Below are 26,980 nucleotides of genomic sequence, written 5' to 3' on the forward strand. Positions count from 1 at the left end.
GTACGGATGAATATGGGAGGTGTTCGGATGAAGTTGCCAATCAAGGATTTAAAGAACCGAGGCTGTGCTCAAAAACTTTTTTGAAATTCTCGGTTGACCGGAACGCGTCCTTGGTTATACTAATCAAGCCTTGAAACAAGGCACACCTCAAATGGCTGGGTAGCTCAGTTGGTAGAGCAGAGGACTGAAAATCCTCGTGTCAGGGGTTCGATTCCCTTCCCCGCCACCTTGAATTGACTAGGACCTCTGCAAAGGGGTCCTTTTCTTTTATGTAGCCCTCGCACGGAATCGAACCCCGTGAGGGCGCGGAGCTGAGTAAACGCGTAAGCGTTTGCCAGCGCAGCTCGCAAGGCGCGTAAGCGCCGCAGCGGTCCGTCCGCGCAGCGCGCGGACGCGATTCCCTTCCCCGCCACCTTGAATTGACTAGGACCCCTGCAAAGGGGTCCTTTTCTTTTATCGAGGGCTCTGCGGAAAACGCATCCCAGACATTCCTCCCGCTTTTGCGCCACTTTTCAGACCGTTCGCTCGCCTGTCCGCACGCGCGGGTATACTCAAAACGATACTTTTCCTATGCAATACGATGCAGGCTCGACCTGCATGATTCGAAGGGGGCAGTGATGGAGAGGATACTCGGTGTTAATCTCTCTGGCTGGTTTATTCCCGAGCCTTGGGTGACCCCGTCGCTGTATGCAGCGACCGGTGCATCCAACGCGGCCGAGCTGCAGGAGGCTATGGGCACCGCCGCCTATAACGAGCGCATGCGCCGTCATTACGAAACGTTTGTGAGCGAGGACGATTTTCGCCGCATGGCGCAGATTGGCCTCAATGCCGTGCGTCTGCCGGTGCCCTGGTATGCCTTTGGCTCGCAGGAGTCCGATGCGTCCTACATCTCGGTTGTCGATTACATCGACCGCGCGATTGAGTGGGCTGCCAAGTACAACATCCGCGTGCTGCTCGATCTGGCAACCGTGCCAGGTGGCCAGGGCGATTCCAACGATTCGCCCACCACGCCGGAGGCTGTTGCCGAGTGGCATTCGTCCACCAACGGTCGTCATGTCGCACTCGACGTGCTCGAGCGCTTGGCCGATCGCTACGGCGAGGCCGAGAGCCTGCTGGGCATTGAGCTGCTGGATACGCCGCAGATGAGTGTCCGCAAGAGCCTCTTCACCATGACGGATGGCATTCCGGCGCACTACCTGCGCAATTTCTATCGCGATGCCTACGAGCTCGTCCGTTCGTATATGCCCGAGGATAAAATCGTCGTCTTCTCGTCGTCGGGGCATCCCAGCGAGTGGAAGCATTTTATGCGCGGCGCCAAGTACAAGAACGTCTACATGGACCTTCACCTGTACCATTACCGCGACGAGTATGCGCTCGACATCACGAGCCCTCGCGGGCTGACGACGGCGATTTCGCGTAACAAGCGCGAGCTTAAAGAAGCGATTTCGACTGGGTTCCCCGTGCTGGTGGGCGAATGGTCGGGCGCGGCGATCTTTGCCAACTCGTCGGTTACGCCCGAGGGCCGCAATGCCTACGAGCGCGTGTTTATCGCCAACCAGCTGGCTTCGTTTGCGCCGGCTGCCGGTTGGTTCTTCCAAACGTGGAAGACCGAGAAGCGCATTGCAGCATGGGACGCCCGCGCGGCGCTCGGTACGCTCGAGCGCGGCATGATTGAATAGGTTGATATGACGCAAAACAGCGCCCATACGGGCAAACTCTATGTGGTCGGCACGCCCATCGGCAACCTGGGTGACCTGTCCCCGCGCGTTGGCGAGGCCTTTGCCGCTGCCGATGTCATCTGCTGCGAAGACACGCGTGTGACGTCAAAGCTGCTGATGCACCTGGGCATTTCCAAGCCGCTTGTCCGTTGCGACGAGAATGTGATCGCCAGCCGCGCCGCCGGCCTGGTCGACCGTCTGCTGGCGGGGGAGACCCTCGCTTTTGCCTCGGACGCCGGCATGCCGAGCGTGTCCGATCCCGGCCAGGCGCTGGTCGAGGCGGCGCGTGAGGCCGATGTGCCCGTCGAAGTTATTCCCGGGCCCTCTGCTTGCGTCACGGCGCTTGTTTCGTCCGGCATTCCCTGCGAGCATTTTTTCTTCGAGGGCTTTTTGGGCCGAAAGCACGGCGACCGTGTGCGCCGTTTGCAGCGCCTTGCCGTGGTGCCCGGCGCACTCATCTTCTACGAGTCTCCACATCGCATCGTGGCGACGCTCGAGGCCGTGGCGGAGGTCTTTCCCCAGCGTGAGGTTGCCGTCTGCCGCGAACTCACCAAGCTGCACGAGGAGGTCTTGCGCGGGCCCGCTGACCAGCTTGCCGAGGAGCTGCGTGCTCGCGGCGAGGTAAAGGGCGAGATTGCGCTGGTCATCGCGCCACCGAGCGAGGATGAGGAGGCCGGTATCGTGCCGGTCGGCGCCACGGCAGCGGATCCCGACGAGGCCCTGCGCGAGGATATCCGCGCCGCGCTCGAGGAGGGGGAGCCCGCGTCTGCGGTGGCCAAGCGCCTGTCTCAGAAGTATTCGCGCCGCAAGCGCGATGTCTATGCCATGGTGCTCGATATGCAATAGATGGAGGATATCCAGCCCTTGCGCTAGAATCATCCTCTGTATGCAACGTTTTTCTGGAGGACAAACCCCATGGATCAAAGCAAGCCTTCGTTCTTTATCACGACGCCCATCTACTACGTCAACGCCGATCCGCACCTGGGCACGGCTTATTCCACCATCATCGCCGACGTTCAGGCTCGCTATCGCCGTTCCGCCGGCTATAACGTCAAGTTCCTGACCGGCATGGACGAGCACGGCGAGAAGGTCGCCGAGGCCGCAGCCAAGCATGGCATGACGCCGCAGGAGTGGACCGATAGCCAGGCCCCGCACTTCAAGGAGCTTTGGAGCAAGCTCGAGATTTCCAACGACGACTTCATCCGCACCACCGAGCCGCGCCAGCATCATGCCGTGCAGTACCTGTGGGAGCGCATGAAGGAGTCCGGTTACCTGTATAAGGGCAGCTACGACGGTTGGTATTGCGTGCCTGACGAGACCTACTTCACTGATACGCAGGTCCAGAAGGGCGACGAGGAGTACGGCAGCGTCGGCCAGCATCTATGCCCCGACTGCCACCGTCCGCTTGAGCGCGTCCAGGAGGAGTCCTACTTCTTTAAGCTTTCCGCCTTCCAGGACAAGCTTCTCAAGCTCTATGGCGAGCACCCCGACTTTGTCGAGCCTGCGTTCCGCATGAACGAGGTTCGCAGCTTTGTCGAGGGCGGCCTCAACGACCTTTCCGTGAGTCGCACGAGCTTTGACTGGGGCATCCAGGTTCCGTTTGACGAGGGCCATGTGACCTATGTATGGTTTGACGCGCTGCTCAACTATATGACGGCCGTCGGCTACGGTGTCGACACCGACGAGGCGCGTGCCGAGCTGGCCTATCGCTGGCCCGCGCAGTTCCACATCGTGGGTAAGGACATCATCCGCTTCCACTGCGTCATTTGGCCCGCCATGCTCATGGCCATCGGCGAGGCCCTGCCCGAGCACGTCTTTGCCCACGGCTTCCTGACCGTGCGCAATGCCGAGACCGGCAAGGCCGAGAAGATGTCCAAGAGCCGCGGTAACGCCATCGCTCCGCAGGACGTTATCGACATGCTGGGCGTCGAGGGCTATCGCTACTACTTTATGACCGATGTCGTTCCCGGCACCGACGGCGCCATCAGTTTCGATCGCATGGAGCAGGTCTACAACGCCGATCTGGCCAACAGCTGGGGCAACCTCATTTCGCGCTCGCTCAACATGAGCGCAAAGTACTTTGACGGCTGCGCCCCGGCTAAACCGGCGTCTGCCGACGCGTTCGATAACCCGCTGGCAAAGATTGCCGATGGCCTGGTCGACCGCTACATGGCCAAGATGGACGTGCTCGATTACGGCGGAGCCAAGGATGAGGTCATGGAGCTCATCCACGCCGCCAACCACTACATCGAGGACTCCGAGCCCTGGGCGCTTGCCAAGGACGAGGCCAAGGCTGACGAGCTGGCATTTGTGATCTACAACCTGCTCGAGGCCATCCGCATCGCCGCCCACCTGCTGATGCCGCTCATGCCCCAGACTTCTGCCGAGGCTCTGCGCCGCCTGTCCTGTGAGGGCGAGGCCGCGAGCGACGACCTCAAGGGCATTTGCACTTGGGGCCTGCTTGCTGGTGGTCAGCCCGTCGAGAAGGGCGATCCGCTGTTCCCGCGTCTGGCGTAGAGACCGCGCGAGCGCCATATCGGCAATTTGATGTTTAGATGTAAGGGCATGGCCGCAACGGTCCATGCCCTTTCGTTTCAAGACGCCGCCATCATGCTAAGGAGGCAACTATGACAACTTCGCCTTTGGCAAACCCCACGGCAACAAGGGAGCTGCTGGAGGAGTTTGGCCTTGCGACCAAGCACCGCCTGGGCCAAAACTTCCTGATCGACAACCATGTGATCGAACGCATCTGTGAGCTCGCTGAGCTTGCAGGTGACGAGCGCGTACTCGAGGTGGGTCCGGGTTGCGGTACGTTGACACTTGCGTTGCTGCAGGAGGCGGCGTGCGTCACGTCGATCGAGGCAGATCCCGAGCTCGAGCCGGTGCTCGATGCTCACGCCGCCGACTATGCCAACTTCCGCTTTATCATGGGCGATGCGCTCAAGGTGACGCCGGAGCAGATTGAGCAGGCTGCGGGCGGTGAGCCGACGGTATTTGTCGCGAACTTGCCCTATAACGTGGCGGCGACGATCATTTTGCAATTATTCCAGACGATGCCGGCGCTCAAGCGCGCCGTCGTCATGGTGCAAAAGGAGGTTGCCGATCGCATTGCCGCAGTGCCGGGCAACAAGACCTATGGCGGCTATACGGCAAAGCTCGGCCTGTATGCGCAGGTGACGGGTCGCTTTGAGGTGCCGCCGCGTTGCTTTATGCCGGCGCCGCACGTGGACTCGGCTGTCGTGCGTATCGACCGTGTTGACGGCGTGGTGCCCGAAGGGCTCGATCGCGAATTTGTGGCCCGCGTGATTGATGCTGCATTTGCCCAGCGTCGCAAGACCATCCGCAATTCCATGAGCGCCAACGGCTTTGCCAAGGACGTGCTCGATGCCGCCTTTGAGGCTTGCGGTATCGCACCCACCACGCGCGCCGAGACGCTCGGCGTCGCCGACTTTGTGTGCCTGGCTCGGGAGCTTTCCCATGACGCTTAATGCCGAACGCGTGACGTTTACCAAGAAAAAGAAGACGGTTGCTTGTCCCGTGCCCTTGGCACCGCTTGCCGACACACATGCGCATCTGCTTTCGTTCTGGGGCAAGGATGTGCCCGAGACACTCGTGCGTGCCAAGGCGGCAGGCATCGACCTGTTGGTGACGGTCTTCGACCCCATCGCCGACAAGCGCAGCGTGACGGACTATAGCGACTGGCTCGTGCGCGAAATTCTGCCGATGCAGGATATCCCGCAGATCAAGTATCTTGCCGGCGTGCATCCGTATGGCGCGCCGGACTATACCGACGACATTCACGCGCAGGTTGTTGCTGCGCTTGATGACCCTTTGTGTGCCGGTATTGGCGAAATCGGTCTGGACTACCACATGGATTACGACGACGACATCACGCCGGCGCCCCACAGCGTGCAGATTGATTGCATGGCGCGCCAGCTCGAGCTTGCCGTGTGTCGTAACGTGCCGGTGGAGCTGCATCTGCGTCACGAGGACATGGACCAGGAGCGTACCTCGCACGTGGACGCCTACAACGTGCTTCGTGAGGTGGGCGTGCCCCAGGCCGGTTGTGTGCTGCACTGTTTTGGCGAGGACCGCGCCACGATGGAGCGCTTTGTGAAGCTGGGCTGCTATATCGCCTATGGTGGTGCGGCCACCTTTAAGCGCAACGACGACGTGCGCGAGGCATTTGCGGCGACCCCGCTCGACCGCATTTTGTTCGAGACGGATTGCCCGTATATGGCTCCGGAGCCCATCCGCGGTCTTGAATGCGAGCCAGCAATGATCTCCATTACGGCAAACGCGCTGGTTAACGACCGTGTCGATCGCACTGGTGAGGACGCCGAAACAATCGCGCATGCCGCTTGGGAAAATGCCTGCAAACTTTTTCAAAAATAGTTCTTGCGTTCGCGGTGGCGCTCCGTTATTCTAATTCCTGCACGCGGGCGTGGCGGAATTGGCAGACGCGTACGGTTCAGGTCCGTATGGGGGCAACCCCATGAAGGTTCAAGTCCTTTCGCCCGCACCATTGATTGAAAGAGCTCCCAGCAATGGGGGCTTTTTTGTTATGTGCCCATCGCAGGGACTTGAACCTGTGAAGGAGCGAGCGTCAAGAAAACGCGGAGCGTTTTTAGCGAGCTGGCGAGTCCGCCGGCAGGCGGGCGAAGCCGGTGCGGATCCGCGAAGCGGATACGCGGACGTCCTTTCGCCCGCACCATGGATTGAAAGAGCTCCCAGCAATGGGAGCTCTTTTTGTTATGCACGATCTCCTTGGACGGGTATCCTAGTACCAACGTGTGCCTATCAGAGGAGAGACCATGCTGTTTTCCGGTATCATCGCCGCCCTTACCAGCCTTTTGATTCCCATCATCATCCTGTTGCTGCTGCTCCCCAACGCCTGTTATGTCGTTGAACAGCAGCACGCCGTAATCATCGAGCGCTTGGGTAAGTTCAACCGTATCGTCAACGCGGGCTTCCACGTGAAGGTGCCCGTGATCGACCGCAAGGCCGCCACGGTGAGCCTGCGCACCATGAAAAACGGTTTTGGCATCGACGTTAAGACCCAGGACAACGTGACCATCGGTCTTGAGGTCTCCGCTCAGTACCACGTGAGCTACGACATGGGCGCCGGCCCGGCAGATTCGGGCATCTACAAGAGCTACTACATGCTGCAGGAGCCCGTCGACCAGATGCGCGACTTCATCACCGACGCCCTGCGCTCCTCCATCCCCGTCTACACACTCGATGAGGTCTTTGCCAAGAAGGATGACATCGCCAAGGATGTCAACGCTACCGTTTCCGAGCAGATGGCCGCCTACGGCTTCACCCTCGTGTCGACGCTCATCACCAAAATCGCACTGCCGACCGAGGTTGAGAACTCCATGAACGACATCAACGCTGCCCAGCGCAAGCGCGCTGCCGCGCAGGAGCTCGCCGAGGCCGACCGCATCAAGCGCGTCACCGAGGCGACCGCCGAGGCCGAGGCTATGGAAAAGGCGGGCGAGGGCATCGCCAACCAGCGCAAGGCCATCGCGCTGGGTATCAAAGATTCGCTCGAGATCATCCAGGAGACGGGTGTCGGCAATGACGAGGCCAACCAACTGTTCATGTTTACGCAGTGGTCCGAGATGATGACGGAGTTCGCTCGCACGGGTAAAACCTCGACGGTCGTGCTGCCGAGCGACTTTTCGCAGTCGGCCTCGATGTTCGAGCAGATGCTGGCCGCCGGCAAAGTTCAAAACGATTCGAAGGAGTAGACGCGCGTGAAATACACCGTCGTTTGCGTTGGCAAGCTCAAAGAGCGCTTTTGGAAGGACGCGTGCGCTGAGTACACCAAGCGCCTAGGTGCCTATGCCAAGGTGGATATCCGCGAGGTGGCCGATATCGACCCGGCTAAGGCGGGCGGCGTGGATGCCGCGCGCGACAAGGAGGGGGCGGCGATTCTTGCCGCCTTGCCATCTCGAGCGCATGTGATCCTGCTGGCTATCGAGGGCAAGGAGCGCTCGAGCGAGGAGTTTTCGGCGAGGCTCGACGATCTTATGCTGCGAGGCGGCAGCGACATTGCCTTTGTAATCGGCGGTTCGGACGGCGTGAGCGATGACGTGCGCGCACGAGCCGACGAGATGCTCAGCTTTGGACGCATTACCTTGCCGCATAACCTGGCGCGTGTGGTGCTGCTAGAGCAGATTTACCGTGCCTGTAAGATCAGTCGTGGCGAGCCGTATCACAAATAGGTCGGCAATACGAAACAATGGCGTGGGACAATACCTTTCGTTTTGAGGAATGTGTCTGAAAGGACTATGCGATATGAAGATTGGATTTGTCGGTTTTGGCAATATGGCGAGCGCTATGGCCGATGGCTGGATCGCTGCCGGTGTAGCTGCGAGCGACATGTGCGCCTGCGCGGGTCGCTACGACGCACTGGTTGAGCGCTGCGAGGCGCGCGGCATGGTCGCCTGCCACGATGCCGCCGAGGTTGTCGCCGCATCCGATATCGTGGTCGCTGCGGTCAAACCGTACATGATCGAGAAGGTATTCGCCCCGCTCAAGGATGCTTTTGCCAAAAAGGTCGTTCTGTCGGTTGCCTGGACCTGGGACAGTGCCAAGTGGGAGCAGGTCCTGCCGGGCGTCGCGCATATCTCGACGGTGCCCAACACGCCGGTTTCGGTGGGCGAGGGCGTCATCGCCTGCGAGAAGGCTTCGACGCTTAACGACGAGCAGCGTGCTGTGGTGCTCGACCTGCTCGGTAAGCTTGGCGCTGTCGTCGAGCTCGACACAAGCCTGCTGTTTGTGGGCGGCACGGTGGGTGGTTGCGCTCCGGCGTTTGTCGCCATGGCAATCGAGGCCCTGGGCGATGCGGCGGTCAAGCACGGTATCCCGCGTGCGGATGCTTATCGCATTGTGAGCCAGATGGTGCTGGGTACGGCAAAGCTGCAGCTTGCAACTGGCCAGCATCCTGCGGCGATGAAGGATGCCGTATGCTCGCCCGGTGGTGCCACCATCAAGGGCGTCGTTGCGCTCGAGGACGCCGGCATGCGCAGCGCCCTGGTCAAGGCAATCGACGCAACCCTCCAGTAAAACCGACCAAAAACGGGACAGGTTTATGTTGGCAGGTTTTTCCTGCGGTTTTGTCCTTTTAGCGAAAAGTGCCCCGCAACTGGCTCAATTCCAGTTGCGGGGCACTTGCGTTTGCCCAGATAAAACCGACCAAAATAAACCTGTCCCTTTTTGGCAGGTTAGTCCCAGAAGCTGTCTTCTTCGTCCTCGGACTTGGGGCCGCGGTCGACATACATCTTATGGGTGCGCTTCTCCATTACAAAGGCAATAATCGCAAACAGCAGGATGCCGCCGGCGAAAAGGATGGCAAAACCGGTGCGGGTGCCAAACAAAAAGGAAAAAACTGCGTCCATTGGGTGCCTTCTTGCGTAGTTGAGTTGGGTCGTAAACGCTCATAAGTATATACTTGCCCATACATGTACAAGGTTGCAACCTAAATGGAATGTATATCGCCGGAGGATCTAATGCTTGATATCAAGTTTGTTCGCGAGAACCCCGATGCCATCGATGTCGCCATGGCTAACCGCCAGACGTCTTGGGATCGCGAGAAGTTCTTTGAGCTCGACGACGAGCGTCGTGCCGTCATCACCGAGGTCGAGGAACTTCAAGCCACGCGCAATGCCGAGTCCAAGAAGATCGGCGCCCTGATGAAGGAGGGCAAGAAGGACGAGGCTGAGGCCGCCAAAGAGGCCGTGCGCGCCGTCAACGAGAAAATTGACGGTCTGGCCGAGCGCCGCACCGCCCTCGAGCAGGAGCAGTACGACTTCATGGCTCACCTGCCCAACATTCCTTGCGAGGCCACGCCGTACGGCAAGGACGAGGACGAGAACATCGAACGCCGTCGTTGGGGCACCCCGCGCGAGTTCGACTTCGACTTTAAGCCGCACTGGGATCTGGGCACCGACCTCGATATCCTTGACTTCGAGCGCGGCAACAAGCTCTCCGGCAGCCGCTTCACCGTTCTCGGTGGCGCCGGCGCCCGTCTTGAGCGCGCCCTCATCAACTTCTTCCTCGATACGCACACCAGCCGTGGTTTTAAGGAGTGGTGGCCGCCCATCGTCGTCAAGCGTCAGACCATGTTCGGCACGGGCCAGCTGCCCAAGTTCGAGGACGACGCCTATCACGTCTCGGGCGACAACTTCCTGATCCCCACCGCCGAGGTCGTGCTCACCAACCTGCACGCCGGTGAGGTCCTCGACGCCGATACCCTGCCGCGCCGCTACACCGCCTTCACCCCCTGCTTCCGCGAGGAGGCCGGCTCCGCTGGTCGCGATACCCGCGGCATCATTCGCCAGCACGAGTTCGACAAGGTCGAGATGGTCAAGTTTGCCAAGCCGGAGGAGTCCGACAAGGAGCTCGAGAGCATGACCGCCGAGGCCGAGTTCCTGCTGCAGCAGCTGGGTCTTCCGTATCGCGTGATTAGCCTGTGCACCGGCGACCTGGGCTTCTCTGCCCGTCAGACCTACGACGTCGAGGTCTGGCTGCCGAGCTACAACGCCTACAAGGAGATCAGCTCCTGCTCCAACTGCGGTGACTTCCAGGCCCGTCGCGCCAACATCAAGTATCGCGACCCCGAGAACTTCAAGGGTTCGCGCTATCTGCACACCCTCAACGGTTCCGGTCTGCCGGCTGGCCGTACCATGGCAGCCATTCTGGAGAACTACCAGAACGCTGACGGCACCATCACGATCCCCGAGGTTCTGCGTCCCTACATGGGCGGCCTCGAGAAGATCGAGCCGGTCGCGTAGATTGGCTGCATAAGCGATTTGCTAGGGCACTCCTTTTTGGGGTGCCCTTTTTGTGTGCGGCCATACCATGCTGTGCGGACAGCTCAATAGAAAACACACGAACAACTGTTCTGTATACAGCCATCTACCTGCTATGCTTTTGCTAAATAAGAGCGAGAGAAAGGGGACGCGATGGAGCTGTTTGATGATCGGGTGGTTTTGTTTGAGAGCGACGAGGGCGGGGAGTACCTGCTTGTGACGTGTGAGCCGTCTGGCATGGGTGGCCTGGTGGTTCGACAGACGAGCGAGGGTCCGTTGACCCAATGGTGCTACGAGGAGTCGCCGCATGTGGTTGAGACGTTTGTGGCGCACGAGGGGCTTGTGGCCCTGGAGCATTTCTATGGGGTCCGGACATCTAACCAGGTTGCTCGCATGTTGAGTATCTCGTTTGCCGATTATGATTGTGCCCAGCGGGTGAGATCGCTCCTCAGGGAACTTGATGCTAAGTTTGACGTGATCGAAAAGCCAATCGATCGTACGGGGAACGACGGTATATGCGGAGCAGCATGACAAAACTGCGTTCCAAAAAAAGTTTGAGATTGTGCTTGACTCCAATAAGCTAAAGTGGTTTTATATGTTTTGCGCTGCGGCGTTACCTCAGCTGGATAGAGGGTCTGACTACGAATCAGAACGTCATAGGTTCGAATCCTATACGCCGCACCAATTGAAATTGAAAGCCTCCGGCAACGGGGGCTTTTCTTTTATGCCGCCACCGCATGGATTCGAACCTCGGTCGAGGCGCGAGCGTGAAGCGGACGCGGAGCGTCCGTAGCGAGCGGGCGAGCACGCCGGCAGGCGGGCGAAGCCGGCGCGGATCCGCGGAGCGGATGCGCGGAATCCTATACGCCGCACCAACTGAACTTTAAAGCCTCCGGCAACGGGGGCTTTTCTTTTATGGCAACACCGCATGGATTCGAACCTCGGTCGAGGCACGAACAACTTAATTATCACTCCGTAAAATTTTTTCTAATTGTCGCTTGACCCATCGGGGGCTCGCGTGCATAATAATCCGTGCGTTGCGGCGTTACCTCAGCTGGATAGAGGGTCTGACTACGAATCAGAACGTCATAGGTTCGAATCCTATACGCCGCACCAATTGACTTTAAAGCTCCCGGCGACGGGGGCTTTTCTTATATCGCGATGCGTCGAAGATCGCGCCAAGCCCTCCAAATGATTAAAAATCAAATTCGATAACTTTTTTTGAAAAAATGCTTGACCATTATTCAGTCCCTGTGCATAATAATCAACAAGTTGCGGCGTTACCTCAGCTGGATAGAGGGTCTGACTACGAATCAGAACGTCATAGGTTCGAATCCTATACGCCGCACCATTTGAGATTAAAGCTCCCGGCAACGGGGGCTTTTCTTTTACGTAAACACCGCATTGATTCGAACCTCGGTCGAGGCGCGGGCGTAAAGAAAACGCGGAGCGTTTTTAGCCCGCGGGCGAGCACGCCGGCAGGCGGGCGAAGCCGGTGCGGATCCGCGCAGCGGATGCGCGGAATCCTATACGCCGCACCATTTGAGATTAAAGCTCCCGGCAACGGGGGCTTTTCTTTTACGCCAGCTTGAGTGCTTTCGTCCAAAGGGACGATTTCCTGTCGACTCGTGTAAGATTCCGAGTAGATGTCGCGACTTATTCGCGACCGCTCCTTCTCAAGCGACCGATCAGGGTGATATTTCGTGGCAGAGCGTCCGACATACAAGCTCAGGTTTCTCGATCCCAAGAAGCGCTTTCCGGCGATGTCCGAGCAGCCTGCGGGACGCTCATATGGCGTGGTCTGGAAACTCTTTGGCGAGGATCAGCATGAATCTTGTTATGTCGTCGAATTCGTTGGCAAAAGCCATGTGTCGCTTTTGGGCTACGTAAGCGTTTCGGGTGAGGTGTACAAGGTGGACCGCCCCGTTAGCGAGGCTCCGCTGCCCAACGATCCCGACATGGAACTGGTCCTTGACGAGTCGGACTCCGGTATTGGTGAGATTATGGTGAGGGGAGCAAACGGCACGATGCGCGCGTGCGCGCGAACCGTCGGCTCTCCCGAAGGCCCCATGCGCGAACAGTCCGATCACGAGACATGGAATTCGACCCGCTCCCTTCCTTACGGTGAGTTCATGGCATCGATGTTCCTGCGCTACGTGATATTCGCTGACTCCGAAAATACCATTGCGAGCACGGCGGACGCCGACGGACTCGACGAGGGTATGCAAAACGTTGTCGACAAGATCAAGCTCGTAAAGTTGCCCGAGCCGGTCGAGGTGTTTTTGGGCTTTAACACGGCACCGCTCCCTGACGCTATCGAGACGCTGCTCTACCGCGTTGACCATGCCGAGAATCCGAGCGGTATCGAGCGCTATGCCGCCGCCCTTATGAGTGAAATTGACTTGCCCCGCTTGCGCACCATCGCCGCTAAGTCCGAGATGAGCCTGGCTCGCATCGATCGCTCAAAGCTTTTCTATCTCAATTTTGATCGCAGCCTGCTGGACCAGGACGAGATTGACATGCTGCTTGCCATCGAGTGCCGTCTTAACCGTCTCTCCGGCATCCTTGAGCACATCGGGGCCGGATTGGTCCCTGCGGCATCCTCGCCGAGCCTTGAGGGCTGCGCGCTCTTTGATGCGTGGCATATCGCCAAGACGACCAACGATGTTCCCCGACTGCTCGATACGGCCTCGAGCGATAACCCGTGGGGCAAACCGGGTACGGTGGCTTGCCAGCCGGGCGGTGAGTGGGATGTGCGTACCCGCTTCGCGCGTATTGTCGAGGCACTTAACGTGGTCACGCGGCTCGACTATACCTATCGGGCAAACGTTGCCGAGGGGATCATGCTCGTTCGGTTTGGGCAGTCTGTCGTTGATGCTATGCCACAACGTGAATACGACGCTCAAGATGACGCCTGGCGCGAGTTGGACGAGGACACGCGCGCGATCTGGGCCGCGGAGCACGATGCGCGCGTGGCGCTCACGCTTGCGGCAGCGTGTTTTGCCGCGGGCACCTGCATCACGCGCTGCTATGTGCAGATTGCTGCTCCCGACAGTGAGCAGGGCGAGTGCGTTGTCGCAACGTATTTCTTTGGGCGCGCGGCCTATCTGGCTGATTGCGTGCCTGTCGCCAAGGATCTTGAGAGCATGGACATGGACGATATGCCGTGCAAGCGTGTGCTTGAGGCATATGAGTCAACCGCTCCGGAGACGATTGAACCTGCGGAGGTTCATGCTCGTCCGCGTGATGACCATCGCATGCTGCCGCCGGCGCTGCGCGATCTGCTGCTTGCCGATACGGCTGACGAGCTGGAGGTCATGGAAGAGGACGACGACCCATACGTGGCCCGTGTTGTTGAATTGCGCGAGCAGGCAAAAGTCGACCGTACAGGTGCTTTTGAAGGCTTTTCCCGTCTTGTTGAGGAGTTGGAGGCTAAGTGCGCCGTCGCCGAGCTTTTGGCGACAGGTCCGGTTCAAACGCAGTTTTGCGATAACCAGCTGGTGCGCATGGTGCTACCGGTGTTGGAAGAAGACCGCTCTGTGCGAATCCTTCGTGCGCCCGATGCGCTGTACTTTGCCCAGCACGAGATCTGCAGCTTTTACGCCGAGCAAGAGGACTTTGAACGAGCACTGCCCGAGGTGCGCCATCTTTACGATCTGGCGCGCTCGTCCATGCAGTCGCACTTTGCGCTCATCAACGTGCTTGCGCGTCTGGAGCGCTTTGATGAGATTATCGAGGTGGCGCGCCACGGCCTACGTATTGCCAGCGATCGTTCTGCAATCGGCTACCTGTTCTATCGCTTGGCGTTTGCCTATTGGAATTGCGATCAGCTCGATCTGGCGCTGGCTTGTTACCGTCTGGCGCCGCGCGGCGAGGAGTCGGGCAGCAGCGCACTGAAAGAAATGCAGGGCCTTATGAACGAGATGGGCGTCAGCGAGCCTCCGACGTTCGAGGAAGCGGTCGAGACCATCCACAAGGCTGGACTCGAATTGCCGCCCGTGCCCGCGGTGACCAATCAGCTTGCGGATGCCGCCGTGCAGCTGGTCGATAACGGCTTCTTTTTCCTGGCACGCGGCTGCATCTTCCAAATGTGGCGCACCATGGGTAACGACGAGCTCGGCTCCCTCAACCGCTCGCTGGGGTAGGCGAAGCTTTCAAGAAGGAAAGGCTGCTAGGCAATTAGAAAATTTCCTCTTGCCCATCCTTGGCTGTTTGGTTACTATAGAATGGCTGTTACGGAGAGCTGACCGAGAGGCCGAAGGTGCTCGCCTGCTAAGCGAGTATGCCCCAAAAGGGCATCTGGGGTTCGAATCCCCAGCTCTCCGCCAGTACGAATTTAAGGAAGGGTCCCATTTGGGGCCCTTTTTATTATCAAGAATGGCGGCTGGGGATTCGAACCTCAAAAAAGGAGGCATCCTTTCGGACGCCTCCTTTCAGTGGGCTTATTATTCTTGCGCCCTACACCTCGGGCGCCTTGGCGACGGTCTCGCTTTCTGCCGTGAGTGGGCGGTTGTCGATGCGACGGCCCAAGCGATCGAGCTTCACGAGTAGCCATTCAATGGGATTCGGCCCTGCGCCCTCCTCGTCGGCAACTAGGTCCATGACGGCGATCTTGGTGCCGTCCTGCTTGAGCGTGACGCTGCCCACCTTGTCGCCCACATGCACCGTGCCCGAAAGATCGTCGTAGCTAACCTTTTCGGTCACCTCGCCGGCAAGGGAAAACACGGTCGCTTGCGCCGTAGGATCGGCGAGTGTGGCGTCGATCGTCTTATCCGTCCAGTCGGTTTGACCAATGCGCGCCATAAGCGGGTTGCCGTTGGCGGTCTTTTCCTGTGTGTTGGCGATTGCGACTGTCACCTTGTGACCGTAGTACCAATTGGCAAGGGTTGCGGTATCGGTAAAGCGCTGGTCGGTGGTGGTGGAGTTCAAAACGACGGTGTAGATCTCGTCGCCGTCGCGGTTGTAGGCGCTCGTAAAGCAATAGCCCGCGTCGTCGGTGGTGCCGGTCTTGCCACCGATGTTGCCATCTTGGCCCAGCAAATAGTTATGCGTGTCCATGGAATGCGAATGGTCGGTGCCGTCGGCGCCCGTGACCTCGATCCAGGAATCCTCGCTCGCTACGACCTCGCGGATCGTGTTGTTTTTCATGGCCTCCTGCATCATCAGCGCTACGTCGTGTGCGGTTGAGTGCATATCGCCAGCCCACTCATCAAAGTCCAGACCATGCGGGTTTTCAAAAAGCGTACCGGTGCAGCCGAGCTTCCTAGCGCGCTCGTTCATGGCCTTCACAAAGGTTGCCTCGGCGTCTTTGGTCTTAGGGTCGATCTTCTTGCCCACATATTCGGCGAGCACGACGGCGGCGTCGTTGCCCGAGGGAATCATCAGGCCGCGCAGTGCCTGCTCCACGGTAAGCTCGTCACCTTCGAGCAAGCCGGCGGTCGAATTACCCACGGTGGCTGCGGCGTTGCTCACCGTGACCTTCTCGTCCATCTTGCAATTCTCGACGGTTAGGATTGCGGTCATGACCTTGGTGATCGAGGCGATTTTAACCTGCTCATCGGCGCCGCGCCCATAGTAGACGGTGCCGTCTTTGCCCATGACGAGCGCATTGGTCGCATCGATATCGGGCAGATTTTCGGCCGTGATGCCGCGCGCATCGGCGGTTTTGCCGCAAACATTGTCGGTCGTGAGTACTTGGGCGCCGGCGACGGTGGGCACGCCAGCGGCAAGGGCGATAGCGCAGACAAAGCCGGCGGCAAGCTGAGCTGAGCGCTTTGCAAAAGAGGTGAGGGACTTCACAGATTTCGCTTTCGACGGGATGGTCTCTTCTGGAACTAGAGTATATCGTTTGCCGGTGTCGGCGATCATCGCGTGCGTGCGTGGCCCACATCCGCGCCCGAACGGGCACAAGGGTGCTTAAGGCCGACTTAATCACCCACGCTTGTTGTGTGTGGCATGCGCCCCCTCGGGCATAATGGAGCGCGAGAGGAGCACGCATGAACGAGCGCATTTTGGTAGTTGATGACGAAAAGGCCATCGCCGACTTGGTTGGTATCTACCTTACAAAAGAAGGCTTTGACGTACAGGTCGCCTATAGCGGGGCCGATGCTGCCAAGGCAATCCTGGAGCAGGAGTTCGATCTGGCACTGTTGGATGTCATGCTGCCCGATATCGATGGCTTTGAGCTACTGCGTACGATCCGTTTCAGCCATACCTATCCTGTGATCATGCTGACGGCGCGCGATGCCCAGCAAGACAAGATCGAGGGCCTTTCGCTTGGCGCGGACGATTACGTGGTTAAGCCGTTCCGTCCGCTGGAGCTCATCGCGCGCGTGCACGCTCAGCTTCGCCGCTACACCAGCTACGGTAGCCGCTCGCAGGCGGCCGAGTCGCCGACCATCCAGCTCGACGGCCTGGAGATCAACCGCGATGCTCGTTCCGTAACGGTGGACGGTGCACCGGTACGCCTCACGCCCATCGAGTATTCCATCTTGCTGTATCTGGTTGAGCATCGCGGCAGCGTGGTAGCCGTGGAGGATCTGTTCCGCGCGGTGTGGAACGAGGATTTTATGCCCGGCTCCAACAATACGGTGATGGTGCACATTCGCCACCTGCGCGAAAAGATTGGCGACGACGCTCAAAAGCCGCGCTTTATCAAAAACGTCTGGGGCGTCGGCTACATAATCGAATAGCGCCTTTGATGGTGGGGAAGTGGATATGACAAAAGACGATAGGCAGGCATTCGAGGTGCCCGATCGACTCTTTGAATACGTACGGGCAGTCGTCGACAACCGCGCGCTTGCGACGGTGCTGCTCTTTTTGCTGAGCCTGCTGCTGATTGGCATCGACAACATCGCCGGAGTCTTAGCGGTGCTGCTTGTCGGCTTTTTGCTGATCGATCGATTTGAAATCGTACGCCGTTGCGTGGTGATTGGCGGTGCCGCGTGGGCCATGACGTTGGCGATTGGCGCCATGGCGCTCGGCGGCATCGAAGGGCCGGTGCTGTTCGATGCCGGCTTTGTATTCAACATGCTTGGCTTTGTGCTGGCGCTTGCCGTGTGCGTTCTGTTCTTTTGCGGCCGCGCCCTGTACTACCATGGCTACGAGCAGGGCGAGCAGCATGCCGATTGTGTGCTGGCCGCTCGTATTCAAGATCGCCTGATCGATCACCCCGACACCTGGGATAACATCGACGGCGACTTCTTGGAGGTCGAGGGCGCCCTTAACCGCGTGCGTGACCGTGAGCGCAAGGTGCAGCAAGCTCTGCGTGACGAGTCGCATCGCAAGGACGATTTGGTCACGTACTTGGCACATGACCTACGCACCCCGCTTGCCAGTGTGGTGGGCTATCTTTCGCTGCTGCAAGAGGCTCCTGAGCTGCCGGTTGAGCAACGTGCGCGCTTTACGGGCGTGGCACTCGACAAGGCGCACCGGCTCGATGCGCTCATCGAGGAGTTCTTCGATATCACGCGCTTTGACTTCCACGATATCGTGCTCACGCGCGGCTATGTTGATCTGGGGTTGCTGCTGGCTCAGGTGGCTGACGAGTTCTATCCCATCCTCAACGAGCAGCATAAGGAAGCCCAAGTTGATATTCGCGAGGACCTGACGGTGCTCGTGGATGGCGACAAGATGGCCCGCGTGTTCAACAACATCATGAAAAACGCCGTCGCCTATAGCTACGAGGGCTCGACCATCACGATTGAGGCCAGGCGCCAAGACGATGGTGGCGTGCGCGTGCGCTTTATCAATCAGGGCGATCCTATCCCTGCGGCTAAGCTCAAGGTAATCTTTGAGAAGTTCTATCGCCTGGATGCGGCGCGTGCGACCAATCGCGGTGGTGCCGGTTTGGGCCTTGCTATTGCCAAGGAGATCATCGCGGCACACGGCGGTACCGTTGCATGTGAATCGACGCCCGAACACACGATATTCACCATCGAGCTGCCCGCCGCATAGCTAGCGTGCCCTTACAAACACTTGACAATGTGCTCACGTGCGTATGAGCCGCGATTCCTACTATCGATACTGCTGAATTGATATCGATATGGAGGTGTGCGGTATGACGGCTGCTGCGGCTGTGGAGCCCACGGAGCTTGAAGAACTCATGGAAGCGCAGGCCGAGGCCGCGCATGAGCGCGAGGTTGGGGATGCGACTCGCCCCACGGCAGAGGGTCTTGCCGCCTCGCCGACGCGCATCGACGTCGAGGGCATCGACCTGTTCTATGGCGACCACCATGCGCTCAAGGACGTGAATATCAAGATCCGCGACAAGCAGATCACCTCGTTCATCGGGCCTTCGGGCTGCGGAAAGTCCACGTTGCTGCGCTGCTTTAACCGCATGAACGACGGCATCAAGGATTGCCGCATCGAGGGCAAGATTGCGCTCGATGGTCAAGATATCCTGGGCGATTGCGACATCTGCCGTTTGCGCCAGCGCGTGGGCATGGTGTTCCAACGCCCCAACCCATTTCCCATGAGCATCTACGACAACGTCGCCTACGGTCCTCGCGGTATGGGTGTGCGCGACCGCGCCGTGCTCGATGAGCTGGTCGAGGACTCCCTGCGTCGCGCTGCCCTGTGGGACGAGGTCAAGGACAAGCTCAAAGAGTCAGGCCTGGGTCTTTCGGGTGGACAGCAGCAGCGCCTGTGCATCGCCCGCGCACTTGCCGTGCAGCCCGACATTCTGCTGATGGACGAGCCGACCTCGGCACTCGACCCTGTGTCGACGTTGGTGGTGGAGCAGCTGGCCTGCGAGCTCAAGGAGACCTGCACGCTGGTGGTCGTGACGCACAACATGCAGCAGGCCGCGCGTATTTCCGATTCGGTTGCGTTCTTTTTGCTGGGTGAGCTGGTGGAGCACGCGCCCACCGCGCAACTCTTCAAGAATCCGTCCGATCCGCGCACCGCGGATTATTTGACGGGGCGTTTTGGCTGACGCTGTCTTTTACAGGTGCCTTTAGGGTTAAGATGCGGTCATATCGGCCGCAAAGGGGTTCAACATGATCTATTACGTCGAGGACGATGACAACATCAGGGATTTGACAGTCTACGCGCTGCGCAAGCAGGGAATCGAGGCCGAGGGCTTTTCGTGTGATGGCGAGTTTAAAGCTGCCGTGGCACGACGGGTGCCCGATGCTGTGCTGCTCGATATCATGCTGCCCGACACCGATGGCTTGGCGATTATGCGTCGCCTGCGTGCCGATCGCCTGACGGCGACGGTGCCCATCATGATGCTTACCGCCAAGGACACCGAACTCGACAAGGTGATGGCGCTCGATGGCGGTGCCGACGATTACCTGACTAAGCCGTTTTCGCTCATGGAGCTTGCGAGCCGCTGCCGCGCACTGCTGCGTCGCGGCGGCATGGTCAAGCAGGCGAGCGATGTGCTCAGCGTGGGCGACATCGTGCTCTCGCCCAGCCATCGCGAGGTGACCGTTGCCGGCGAGCCGCTTAAGCTCACCCTGCGCGAGTTCGACCTGCTCGAGTACCTCATGCGCAAGCCCGGCGTGGTCTTTACCCGCGAGTCGTTGCTGCAGAGCGTGTGGGGCTGGGACTTCGACGGCGGTTCGCGCACCGTTGACGTGCACGTGCAGACGCTTCGCCAAAAACTGGGCGAGCATGCCAGCGCCATCGAGACCGTGCGCGGCGTGGGTTATCGCCTGGCCGAGCCTTCTGCCGGTGATGGTGCCGAAGGCGACGACACCGCGGCCACCGCATCGGAGGAGTAACCCGTGGTCTTCGCCCCCCAGGGAAAACATACGCTGTCGCACCGCGTTTTTGTGACGATCTTTGTCTGCGCCATGGCGGTTATCGTGGCGTTTACGGTGCTGGGTGCGTTCTTTGTGCAAAACACTTTGGCGGATGCCACGAGTGCCAATCTGGCGCAGGAAACTGAGCTCATTGCTGCCGCCCTCGACGAGCAGCAGGAGCCCATTCCGTTCTTGCGAAGCCTCGATCGCGAGGATCTTCGTATCACGCTGATCAATAAGGACGGATCTGTTGCCTACGACAACGAGGCGTCGCCTTCCACACTGCCCAACCATGGCGATCGCCCCGAGGTCATCGAGGCCTTTGAGAGTGGTTTGGGTTCCGCGGAGCGCGCAAGCTCTACACTCGACGAGATTATGCTGTATCGCGCCGTCACCCTTGATAACGGCCAGGTCGTTCGCTTGGCGCAGGCCCAGCCTGGCGTTGCGGCGATTTTGCTGTCGATGCTGGCGCCGATGCTGCTTATCGCAGCAGCGGGTGCAGTACTCTCGTTTTTTATGGCGCGCCGTGAGTCCCGTGCCATCATCGCGCCGTTGCAAGAGGTGGATTTGGATCACCCACGCCGTAGCTATGAGCACGCCTATGCCGAGATGGTCCCCATGCTTGAGCGCATCGAGTCGCAGCGCCAGGAACTCAAGCGCCAAATGGCGGTGCTAGCGGACAACGACCGTATGCGCCGCGAGTTCACGGCGAATATCACCCATGAGCTCAAGACGCCGCTTACGGCGATTTCGGGCTATGCCGAGCTCATCGCAAATGGCATGGTCGAGGGCGAGGACGACCTGCGCAACTTTGGCGGTCGCATCTATCGTGAGGCGGGCCGCTTGGCAGCGCTTGTCAACGACATCCTTACGCTGTCTAACTTGGACGAGGCCGAACGTGCAACTGAAGGCGAGGCAGTGCCCATTGGGTCCACGGAGCCTATTGAGCTCTCGCGTGCGATCTACGCGGTTGAGCAGCGTCTTGAACAGGTTGCCCGTCAGGCGAATGTGACGATAAGTCATGAGACCAAGCCTGTGGTCATCGAAGGCGTGTCGCGCTTGGTCGACGAGCTCATCTATAATCTGGCAAGCAACGCCATCCGCTACAATCGGCCCGGCGGTACGGTTACGCTGCAGTGCGGCACCAACGACGAAGGCCATCCGTTCCTCGCTGTCGCCGACACGGGAATCGGTATCGCGCCTGAAGAACAGGGCAAGGTATTTGAGCGGTTCTATCGCGTGGACAAGAGTAGGTCCAAGGCACGCGGCGGAACCGGCCTGGGGCTTGCCATTGTCAAGCATGCGGCCCTGTATCATCACGCCACGCTTGATCTGTCGAGCGAGTTGGGCGTGGGAACCACCATTACGGTGACGTTTCCCATACAGCAGGACGAGCCATTCGCATAGCGATACAACACAGATATTGATGTAGACGCCGCATTTGACTTTCGGGTGCGGCGTTGTTGTGCAATTTTACGATTGCTTCCGACATTTTTACAGGAGAGCCTGTTTCTTATGTATAGAGTTTGGTCTCGGTAAAAAGATGCGATAACATACGGACAGTTTTGTCAATCCGAACTGGGGAAATGAAAGGCAAGCTGCATGACCCTTCTCGAACTGTTCCAGCTGCTGAAGAAGCACCTCAAGCTGGTCATCACCCTTCCGGTGGTCTGCGCGATCGCCATGGGCATCGTGTCCTTCGTTGCGATGGACAACACCTATACCGCGACGACGAGCATGTACATTCTCGCCAAGACCGACGATAGCGGTCAGATGAGCTACAACGATCTCTCGGCGAGCCAGATGCTTTCCAACGATATCGCCACGCTGCTGGATAGCGATAGCGTTAAGAGCGGCGCCGCCAAAGAACTGGGCCTCACCGATTTGGATGACTACAAGGTGTCTGTTTCCTCCGAGACCACCACGCGTGTCATTACGCTTTCGGTTACCGGCACCGATGCCAAGGAGACGGCTGAGGTCGCAAAGGCCATTGCCAGCTCGGTGAGTACGGTCGCTCAGAACGTCGGCGCTGCCCAGAGCATCAACGTTATCGACGAGGCTAAGACCCCCGAAGCCCCCAGCGGCCCCAAGCGCACGCTGTATATTGCCGTCGCGTTCCTCGCCGGTATCTTTATCGCAGTTGCCTATGTCGTTTTGGCAGACATGCTCAATACCCGCATCCGCGGTGCCGAAGAGGCAGAAGAGCTCCTGGGTATTCCCGTTGTTGGCCGAATTCCGGCTATGAAAGGTGGTAAATAGGCATGGCTAAGGCAAAGAACACCGATAAGCTCGTTGTGCAGAATGCCGCCAAGACCCTTCTGGCCAACATCCGCTTTGCGAGCGTGGACGACCCCATTCGCACCATCACCGTTACCTCCTCGATTCCCAACGAGGGCAAGTCTACGGTTTCCATTAATCTTGCTCAGGCAATCGCCACGAGCGGCAAGAGTGTCCTGCTGGTCGGGGCTGATATGCGTCGCAGGTCCCTTGCCGATATGCTCGGCGTCCGCTCCCGCGGCGGACTCTATGCAGTCCTGTCCGAGCAGGTTTCTATCGACCAGGCGATTGTCGAGACAGGTCAGAAGAATTTCTACTTCCTCGATGCCGAGCCGCATATTCCCAATCCTGCCGACATCATCGTCTCCCATCGCTTTGCCAAGCTGGTCAAGGCACTGTCTGCTAAGTTCCAGTACGTCATCTTCGATGCTCCTCCGGTCGGCACCTTCATCGATGCTGCCGAGATTGCCAGCCTGACCGACGGCGCGCTGTTCGTGGTGCGCGAGGACTTTACCAAGCGCGAAGAGGCACTCAACGCTATCGCCCAGCTTAAGAAGTCCGAGAAGGTCAAGCTCATCGGTACCGTCATGAATTACTGTGAGACCGAGACCAGCGAGTACTATTATTCTTACTACACCAAGGACGGTAAGAAGGTTAAGAAGGGCTCCGACGATCAGGGCACTTCCAAAAAGGGCATCTTCACCAACCGAGCAAACGTTTAGTTGATTAAGGCTGACCTATGCGTGACATTCATTGCCATATCTTGCCGGGTGTAGACGACGGCGCCGCCGATCTCGAAGAGAGCTTGGCGATGCTCGAGGCTGCCAAGCGGGCCGGTGTAACCAGAATCGTTTGCACTCCTCACTGCCGTGATCCCTATTTTGATTACGACAAGATGTGGGATGCCTTTGAGCTGCTGCGCGATAACGCTGACGGTTTTCCGCTCCAGATGGGCTTCGAGGTCAACCATCGAAAGCTCGTTGAGCTTGGTATCGATGCCGCGGATCACTTGCATTTCGATGGGACCAACGAGTTTCTGCTCGAGCTTTCGACGCATGCCGATGCGTATGCGTTTAGAGAGTACGAGAACACGATTTACGATTTGCAGTGCCGTGGCTATCAGGTGATCATCGCTCATCCTGAGCGCTATCGTGCGGTTCAAAAGGATGTAAGCGTGGCGGAGCGCCTGGTCGATATGGGCTGCAAGCTGCAGGCTTCGGCGGACTTTATTGCCGGCGGTCGCTTTGGTCGCGAGAAAAAGCCGGCACAGCGCCTGTTCGATCAGAACCTGTACAGCTTCATCGCGAGCGATGCCCATAACGTGGGTCATTACGACTGTCTGGCGAAGGCTCGCGCGAAGTTTAGCGTGCGCGGAGCTCATTTTCGCTAAAATCTGTCCCTAACGTTCGCGTTGAATGAAAGGGCAGCTATGGATATCCAACTTAAGACGGATGCTTTGACGACGCGGCGTTGGTGCGCCGCGTCGTTTTTATGGACGAGCAGGGCTACGAGAATGAGTTCGACGCTATCGACGAGGATCCGAACTGCATTCATGTGACACTCTATGTAGACGGCGAGCTTGCCGGCTGCTCGCGCGTGTTTCCCGAGGAACTGGAGTACGCGGCAGATGCCGAAGCCCCAGTTTTGCCGGCGTGCGACTTGGACGAAGGCGTCGCGGCGGGGGAGACCTACATTATGGGGCGCGTGGCCGTGCTGCCGAGCATGCGCCGTCGCGGTTTGGCGAGCAAGATTGTCGAGGCCAGTGATACGTGCGCGCGTGATGCCGGCTCCAAGCTCATTAAGCTGCACGCGCAGGAATACGTGCTACCACTCTATGCCAAGGCGGGTTACACGCAGATTGCCCCGGTGGACTACGAAGACGAGGGCCAGCCCCATGTTTGGATGGCCAAGCGCGTAGATGGCAGATAGGGACGTTCCTTTCCTGCCGGCAGTCGGGGACACTCCTTGGCAATTGGTGCATCAGAGCGTTTGGACATACAGTTTTTCGATTCCGTATGTATATATGCGCGCTAATGGGTTATAAAATCTAAGTCTGAACATAGCAGGTCTGCAATGCGGCTCGGGCAACCGGGCCGTTTTTGCGGACGGGGGTAGCGCGAAAGGACTGCACATGCGTCAATTTAAGACCGAGAGCAAAAAACTGCTCGACCTCATGATCAACTCCATCTACACCAATAAGGAAATCTTCCTGCGCGAGCTTATCTCCAACGCGAGCGATGCCGTCGACAAGCTCAACTTTAAGAGCCTGCAGGATCCGAGTGTCAAGCTCGACCAGGGCGACCTGGCCATCCGTGTTTCCTTTGATAAAGATGCCCGTACCATCACCATTTCGGATAACGGTATCGGCATGACCGCCGAGGAGCTCGAGCGCAATCTGGGCACCATCGCCCATTCCGGCTCCGAGGAGTTTAAGACTGAGAACGCCGAGCAGCAGGGTTCCGATGTCGACATCATCGGTCAGTTTGGCGTGGGCTTCTACTCTGCCTTTATGGTTGCCAGCCACGTAAAGGTTGTCAGCCGCGCCTATGGCGAGGACGCCGCTCACGTGTGGGAGTCTGATGGTCTTGAGGGTTACACCATCGAAGACGGCGAGCGCGCCGAGCACGGCACCGATGTCATCCTGACGCTGCGCGAGAACGAGAAGCTCGACGCCGACGGCGAGGCCGAGACCTACGATCGCTTCCTGACCGAGTGGGGCCTCAAGAGCCTGATTCAGCAGTACAGCAACTATGTGCGCTACCCGATTCAGATGATGGTGAGCAAGAGCCGCCAGAAACCCAAGCCCGAGGACGCCGGCGACGACTACAAGCCCGAGTACGAGGACTACCAGGAGCTCGAGACCATCAACTCCATGACGCCGATTTGGAAAAAGCGCAGCTCCGACGTTGAGCAGAAGGATTACAACGAGTTCTACAAGTCCACGTTCCACGACTTTGACGATCCCGCGCGCACTATCAGCTTCCATGCCGAGGGTACGCTTGAGTACGATGCGCTGCTGTTTGTGCCGGGTCGCGCCCCGTTCGACCTGTACAGCAAGGACTACGAGAAGGGCCTGGCGCTCTACAGTTCCAACGTGCTGATTATGGAGAAGTGCGACGACTTGCTGCCCGACTACTACAACTTTGTGCGCGGTGTCGTGGACTCTGCCGACGTGACGCTCAATATTTCGCGTGAGACGCTGCAACAGAACCGTCAGCTCAAGGCCATTGCCAAGCGTGTCGAGAAGAAGATCACTGCCGATCTTGAGGACATGCGCGACAACGACCGCGAGGCCTACGAGAAGTTCTTTGAGAACTTTGGCCGCGGCCTTAAGTACGGCATCTACTCGAGCTATGGCATGAAGGCCGATGAGCTCGCCGACCTGCTACTGTTCTGGTCTGCCAAGGAGCAGAAGATGATTACCCTGGCCGAGTATGCCAAGGGCATGCCCGAGGATCAGAAGGCCATCTACTACGCCGCCGGCGACTCGCGTGAGCGCTTGGCCAAGATGCCCGTGGTAAAGGGCGTGCTCGAGCGCGGCTATGACGTGCTGTTGCTGACGCAGGATGTGGATGAGTTTACGTTCCAGGCTATGCGTGAGTACGTTGCCGCCGATATGCCTAAGATCTACGAAGACGACGCCGCCCGCGAGGCTGCCGAGAAGGCCGTTGCCGACGGTGCCGAGCCCGAGGTCGAGGATCGTCACCTGGAGCTCAAGAACGTCGCGACTGGCGATCTTGATCTGGCGACCGAGGACGAGAAGAAGGAGGCCGAGGACGCCACCAAGGAAAACGAGGACCTCTTTAGCGCTATGAAGGAGGCGCTCGGTGACAAGGTCGAGAAAGTTGCCGTCTCCGCGCGCCTGACCGATGCCCCCGCTTGCATCACCACCGAGGGTCCGCTTTCGCTCGAGATGGAGAAGGTGCTCCAGAAGGGGCCCGAGGGCGCGCCCAACGGCATGCCCAAGAGCCAGCGCGTGCTCGAGCTCAACGCCAAGCACCCGGTCTTTGACAAGCTTGTCGCTGCCCAGAAGGCAGGCGACGCCGATAAGATCAAGCAGTACTCCGGCTTGCTCTACGATCAGGCCCTGCTGGTCGAGGGCATCCTCCCCGAGGACCCCGTTGCCTTCGCAGCAGCTGTCTGCGAGCTTATGTAGTTTGGTAGTTACGCGGTTCTACGAACCGCGTAACTACTCGACGCTGCCCTTCGTTCCGCCGTTCTAACGAACCTATTGGTTCCGTCGTTCTAACGAACGACGGACCGGTCGACGCTGCAAACGCCCCTAAGCGGCAATCTGACGTTCAATCGTCGGTCGCGTACCAAAGTACGCTTCCCTCCTCTTTCACGTCACCTTGCTCGCTCAGGGGCGTTTTCGCTGACTTATGCTCAACCTGCGACGCTTTCGTGGCCCTAAGTA

General features: G+C 58.8%; 23 protein-coding genes and 6 tRNA genes. 27 read left to right on the forward strand and 2 right to left on the reverse strand.

The genetic code is table 11. The annotated features are described in order from the left end of the window. Nucleotides 1-153 precede the first annotated feature (153 nt). The 10 genes from DWW12_RS06300 (at nucleotide 154) to proC (ending at nucleotide 8,792) form a co-directional block, all read left to right on the forward strand. A tRNA-Phe gene (locus DWW12_RS06300) sits at nucleotides 154-226 on the forward strand. A gap of 391 nt (nucleotides 227-617) precedes the next feature. Continuing rightward, nucleotides 618-1,679 carry a glycoside hydrolase family 5 protein gene (locus DWW12_RS06305; RefSeq protein ID WP_117640793.1) on the forward strand — a complete coding sequence of 354 codons (1,062 nt, stop codon included), beginning with the start codon at nucleotides 618-620 and terminating at the stop codon, nucleotides 1,677-1,679. Between the two features lie 6 nt (nucleotides 1,680-1,685). Continuing rightward, a complete protein-coding gene (rsmI, locus tag DWW12_RS06310) occupies nucleotides 1,686-2,564 on the forward strand; it encodes a 16S rRNA (cytidine(1402)-2'-O)-methyltransferase (protein ID WP_117640792.1) in 879 nt (292 codons plus the stop codon). 69 nt (nucleotides 2,565-2,633) lie between these two features. Further along, nucleotides 2,634-4,235: a methionine--tRNA ligase gene (gene metG / locus DWW12_RS06315; protein WP_117855496.1), complete on the forward strand. Its 1,602-nt coding sequence runs from the start codon at nucleotides 2,634-2,636 to the stop codon at nucleotides 4,233-4,235. A 110-nt stretch (nucleotides 4,236-4,345) separates the two neighbouring features. Next, entirely contained in the window at nucleotides 4,346-5,206 is an 861-nt protein-coding gene (gene rsmA / locus DWW12_RS06320; protein ID WP_117640790.1) for a 16S rRNA (adenine(1518)-N(6)/adenine(1519)-N(6))-dimethyltransferase RsmA, read from the forward strand. Then, nucleotides 5,196-6,113 carry a TatD family hydrolase gene (locus tag DWW12_RS06325; RefSeq protein ID WP_117640789.1) on the forward strand — a complete coding sequence of 306 codons (918 nt, stop codon included), beginning with the start codon at nucleotides 5,196-5,198 and terminating at the stop codon, nucleotides 6,111-6,113. Before rsmA ends, DWW12_RS06325 begins: the two co-directional genes overlap by 11 nt. A gap of 43 nt (nucleotides 6,114-6,156) precedes the next feature. Then, nucleotides 6,157-6,243: transfer RNA gene (locus tag DWW12_RS06330), tRNA-Leu, on the forward strand. A gap of 289 nt (nucleotides 6,244-6,532) precedes the next feature. After that, nucleotides 6,533-7,471 (forward strand): SPFH domain-containing protein, encoded by a 939-nt coding sequence (locus tag DWW12_RS06335; RefSeq protein WP_055250521.1) that lies wholly within the window; start codon nucleotides 6,533-6,535, stop codon nucleotides 7,469-7,471. 6 nt (nucleotides 7,472-7,477) lie between these two features. Next, nucleotides 7,478-7,948 carry a 23S rRNA (pseudouridine(1915)-N(3))-methyltransferase RlmH gene (gene rlmH / locus DWW12_RS06340; protein WP_117637379.1) on the forward strand — a complete coding sequence of 157 codons (471 nt, stop codon included), beginning with the start codon at nucleotides 7,478-7,480 and terminating at the stop codon, nucleotides 7,946-7,948. 73 nt (nucleotides 7,949-8,021) lie between these two features. Then, a complete protein-coding gene (gene proC, locus DWW12_RS06345; RefSeq protein ID WP_117637378.1) occupies nucleotides 8,022-8,792 on the forward strand; it encodes a pyrroline-5-carboxylate reductase in 771 nt (256 codons plus the stop codon). Between the two features lie 158 nt (nucleotides 8,793-8,950). On the opposite strand, the gene DWW12_RS09935 is transcribed toward proC, so the two are convergent. Then, the gene (locus DWW12_RS09935) at nucleotides 8,951-9,124 is read right to left on the reverse strand and encodes a DUF6724 family protein (protein ID WP_168170424.1); all 174 of its coding nucleotides are present in this window, start codon (nucleotides 9,122-9,124) and stop codon (nucleotides 8,951-8,953) included. A gap of 111 nt (nucleotides 9,125-9,235) precedes the next feature. Here DWW12_RS09935 and serS point away from each other — a divergent pair, with 111 nt between their 5' ends. The 7 genes from serS to DWW12_RS06380 all read left to right on the forward strand — a co-directional run bounded on the left by serS (nucleotide 9,236) and on the right by DWW12_RS06380 (nucleotide 14,865). Continuing rightward, a complete protein-coding gene (gene serS / locus DWW12_RS06350) occupies nucleotides 9,236-10,519 on the forward strand; it encodes a serine--tRNA ligase (protein ID WP_117563693.1) in 1,284 nt (427 codons plus the stop codon). Nucleotides 10,520-10,690: 171 nt separating this feature from the next. Continuing rightward, entirely contained in the window at nucleotides 10,691-11,068 is a 378-nt protein-coding gene (locus DWW12_RS06355) for a hypothetical protein (protein WP_117583806.1), read from the forward strand. Between the two features lie 76 nt (nucleotides 11,069-11,144). Continuing rightward, nucleotides 11,145-11,221: transfer RNA gene (locus tag DWW12_RS06360), tRNA-Arg, on the forward strand. A gap of 355 nt (nucleotides 11,222-11,576) precedes the next feature. Next, nucleotides 11,577-11,653: transfer RNA gene (locus DWW12_RS06365), tRNA-Arg, on the forward strand. A 158-nt stretch (nucleotides 11,654-11,811) separates the two neighbouring features. Next, nucleotides 11,812-11,888: transfer RNA gene (locus DWW12_RS06370), tRNA-Arg, on the forward strand. 352 nt (nucleotides 11,889-12,240) lie between these two features. Then, nucleotides 12,241-14,682 (forward strand): lipopolysaccharide assembly protein LapB, encoded by a 2,442-nt coding sequence (locus DWW12_RS06375; protein ID WP_117855497.1) that lies wholly within the window; start codon nucleotides 12,241-12,243, stop codon nucleotides 14,680-14,682. 92 nt (nucleotides 14,683-14,774) lie between these two features. After that, nucleotides 14,775-14,865, forward strand: a tRNA-Ser gene (locus DWW12_RS06380). A gap of 130 nt (nucleotides 14,866-14,995) precedes the next feature. Here the strand turns inward: DWW12_RS06380 and DWW12_RS06385 are convergent. Next, nucleotides 14,996-16,336 carry a D-alanyl-D-alanine carboxypeptidase family protein gene (locus DWW12_RS06385; RefSeq protein ID WP_158564420.1) on the reverse strand — a complete coding sequence of 447 codons (1,341 nt, stop codon included), beginning with the start codon at nucleotides 16,334-16,336 and terminating at the stop codon, nucleotides 14,996-14,998. A gap of 197 nt (nucleotides 16,337-16,533) precedes the next feature. Here DWW12_RS06385 and DWW12_RS06390 point away from each other — a divergent pair, with 197 nt between their 5' ends. The 10 genes from DWW12_RS06390 to htpG all read left to right on the forward strand — a co-directional run bounded on the left by DWW12_RS06390 (nucleotide 16,534) and on the right by htpG (nucleotide 26,719). Beyond that, nucleotides 16,534-17,229, forward strand: a complete 696-nt coding sequence (locus DWW12_RS06390) for a response regulator transcription factor (RefSeq protein ID WP_117855499.1) — start codon at nucleotides 16,534-16,536, stop codon at nucleotides 17,227-17,229. 25 nt (nucleotides 17,230-17,254) lie between these two features. Continuing rightward, a complete protein-coding gene (locus DWW12_RS06395) occupies nucleotides 17,255-18,493 on the forward strand; it encodes a sensor histidine kinase KdpD (protein ID WP_117776642.1) in 1,239 nt (412 codons plus the stop codon). 103 nt (nucleotides 18,494-18,596) lie between these two features. Beyond that, entirely contained in the window at nucleotides 18,597-19,472 is an 876-nt protein-coding gene (pstB, locus tag DWW12_RS06400; RefSeq protein WP_199569972.1) for a phosphate ABC transporter ATP-binding protein PstB, read from the forward strand. Between the two features lie 64 nt (nucleotides 19,473-19,536). Beyond that, entirely contained in the window at nucleotides 19,537-20,265 is a 729-nt protein-coding gene (locus DWW12_RS06405) for a response regulator transcription factor (protein WP_089572665.1), read from the forward strand. Nucleotides 20,266-20,268: 3 nt separating this feature from the next. Then, nucleotides 20,269-21,693 (forward strand): cell wall metabolism sensor histidine kinase WalK, encoded by a 1,425-nt coding sequence (locus DWW12_RS06410; RefSeq protein ID WP_117855500.1) that lies wholly within the window; start codon nucleotides 20,269-20,271, stop codon nucleotides 21,691-21,693. 195 nt (nucleotides 21,694-21,888) lie between these two features. After that, the gene (locus DWW12_RS06415; RefSeq protein ID WP_055250503.1) at nucleotides 21,889-22,545 is read left to right on the forward strand and encodes a YveK family protein; all 657 of its coding nucleotides are present in this window, start codon (nucleotides 21,889-21,891) and stop codon (nucleotides 22,543-22,545) included. 2 nt (nucleotides 22,546-22,547) lie between these two features. Continuing rightward, complete coding sequence (locus DWW12_RS06420) at nucleotides 22,548-23,285, forward strand: CpsD/CapB family tyrosine-protein kinase (protein ID WP_117855501.1); 738 nt, start codon at nucleotides 22,548-22,550, stop codon at nucleotides 23,283-23,285. 17 nt (nucleotides 23,286-23,302) lie between these two features. Next, nucleotides 23,303-23,953: a tyrosine-protein phosphatase gene (locus tag DWW12_RS06425; RefSeq protein WP_055250497.1), complete on the forward strand. Its 651-nt coding sequence runs from the start codon at nucleotides 23,303-23,305 to the stop codon at nucleotides 23,951-23,953. An 83-nt stretch (nucleotides 23,954-24,036) separates the two neighbouring features. Continuing rightward, a complete protein-coding gene (locus DWW12_RS06430; RefSeq protein WP_233544247.1) occupies nucleotides 24,037-24,492 on the forward strand; it encodes a GNAT family N-acetyltransferase in 456 nt (151 codons plus the stop codon). 202 nt (nucleotides 24,493-24,694) lie between these two features. Continuing rightward, nucleotides 24,695-26,719, forward strand: coding sequence for a molecular chaperone HtpG (gene htpG, locus DWW12_RS06435; protein WP_117855502.1), 2,025 nt, complete (start codon nucleotides 24,695-24,697; stop codon nucleotides 26,717-26,719). The last annotated feature ends 261 nt before the right edge of the window (nucleotides 26,720-26,980 follow it).

This window comes from Collinsella sp. AF14-35 (genome assembly GCF_003464565.1).
In the GTDB taxonomy this organism is placed as follows: Bacteria; Actinomycetota; Coriobacteriia; order Coriobacteriales; family Coriobacteriaceae; genus Collinsella.

What these genes read in the sequence shown, in the direction of transcription:
- DWW12_RS06305 (WP_117640793.1), top strand. Translation starts at nt 618, where the DNA reads ATGGAGAGGATACTCGGTGTTAATCTCTCTGGCTGGTTTATTCCCGAG.
- rsmI (WP_117640792.1), top strand. Translation starts at nt 1,686, where the DNA reads ATGACGCAAAACAGCGCCCATACGGGCAAACTCTATGTGGTCGGCACG.
- metG (WP_117855496.1), top strand. Translation starts at nt 2,634, where the DNA reads ATGGATCAAAGCAAGCCTTCGTTCTTTATCACGACGCCCATCTACTAC.
- rsmA (WP_117640790.1), top strand. Translation starts at nt 4,346, where the DNA reads ATGACAACTTCGCCTTTGGCAAACCCCACGGCAACAAGGGAGCTGCTG.
- DWW12_RS06325 (WP_117640789.1), top strand. Translation starts at nt 5,196, where the DNA reads ATGACGCTTAATGCCGAACGCGTGACGTTTACCAAGAAAAAGAAGACG.
- DWW12_RS06335 (WP_055250521.1), top strand. Translation starts at nt 6,533, where the DNA reads ATGCTGTTTTCCGGTATCATCGCCGCCCTTACCAGCCTTTTGATTCCC.
- proC (WP_117637378.1), top strand. Translation starts at nt 8,022, where the DNA reads ATGAAGATTGGATTTGTCGGTTTTGGCAATATGGCGAGCGCTATGGCC.
- DWW12_RS09935 (WP_168170424.1), bottom strand. Translation starts at nt 9,124, where the DNA reads ATGGACGCAGTTTTTTCCTTTTTGTTTGGCACCCGCACCGGTTTTGCC.
- serS (WP_117563693.1), top strand. Translation starts at nt 9,236, where the DNA reads ATGCTTGATATCAAGTTTGTTCGCGAGAACCCCGATGCCATCGATGTC.
- DWW12_RS06355 (WP_117583806.1), top strand. Translation starts at nt 10,691, where the DNA reads ATGGAGCTGTTTGATGATCGGGTGGTTTTGTTTGAGAGCGACGAGGGC.
- DWW12_RS06390 (WP_117855499.1), top strand. Translation starts at nt 16,534, where the DNA reads ATGAACGAGCGCATTTTGGTAGTTGATGACGAAAAGGCCATCGCCGAC.
- DWW12_RS06395 (WP_117776642.1), top strand. Translation starts at nt 17,255, where the DNA reads ATGACAAAAGACGATAGGCAGGCATTCGAGGTGCCCGATCGACTCTTT.
- pstB (WP_199569972.1), top strand. Translation starts at nt 18,597, where the DNA reads ATGACGGCTGCTGCGGCTGTGGAGCCCACGGAGCTTGAAGAACTCATG.
- DWW12_RS06405 (WP_089572665.1), top strand. Translation starts at nt 19,537, where the DNA reads ATGATCTATTACGTCGAGGACGATGACAACATCAGGGATTTGACAGTC.
- DWW12_RS06415 (WP_055250503.1), top strand. Translation starts at nt 21,889, where the DNA reads ATGACCCTTCTCGAACTGTTCCAGCTGCTGAAGAAGCACCTCAAGCTG.
- DWW12_RS06420 (WP_117855501.1), top strand. Translation starts at nt 22,548, where the DNA reads ATGGCTAAGGCAAAGAACACCGATAAGCTCGTTGTGCAGAATGCCGCC.
- DWW12_RS06425 (WP_055250497.1), top strand. Translation starts at nt 23,303, where the DNA reads ATGCGTGACATTCATTGCCATATCTTGCCGGGTGTAGACGACGGCGCC.
- htpG (WP_117855502.1), top strand. Translation starts at nt 24,695, where the DNA reads ATGCGTCAATTTAAGACCGAGAGCAAAAAACTGCTCGACCTCATGATC.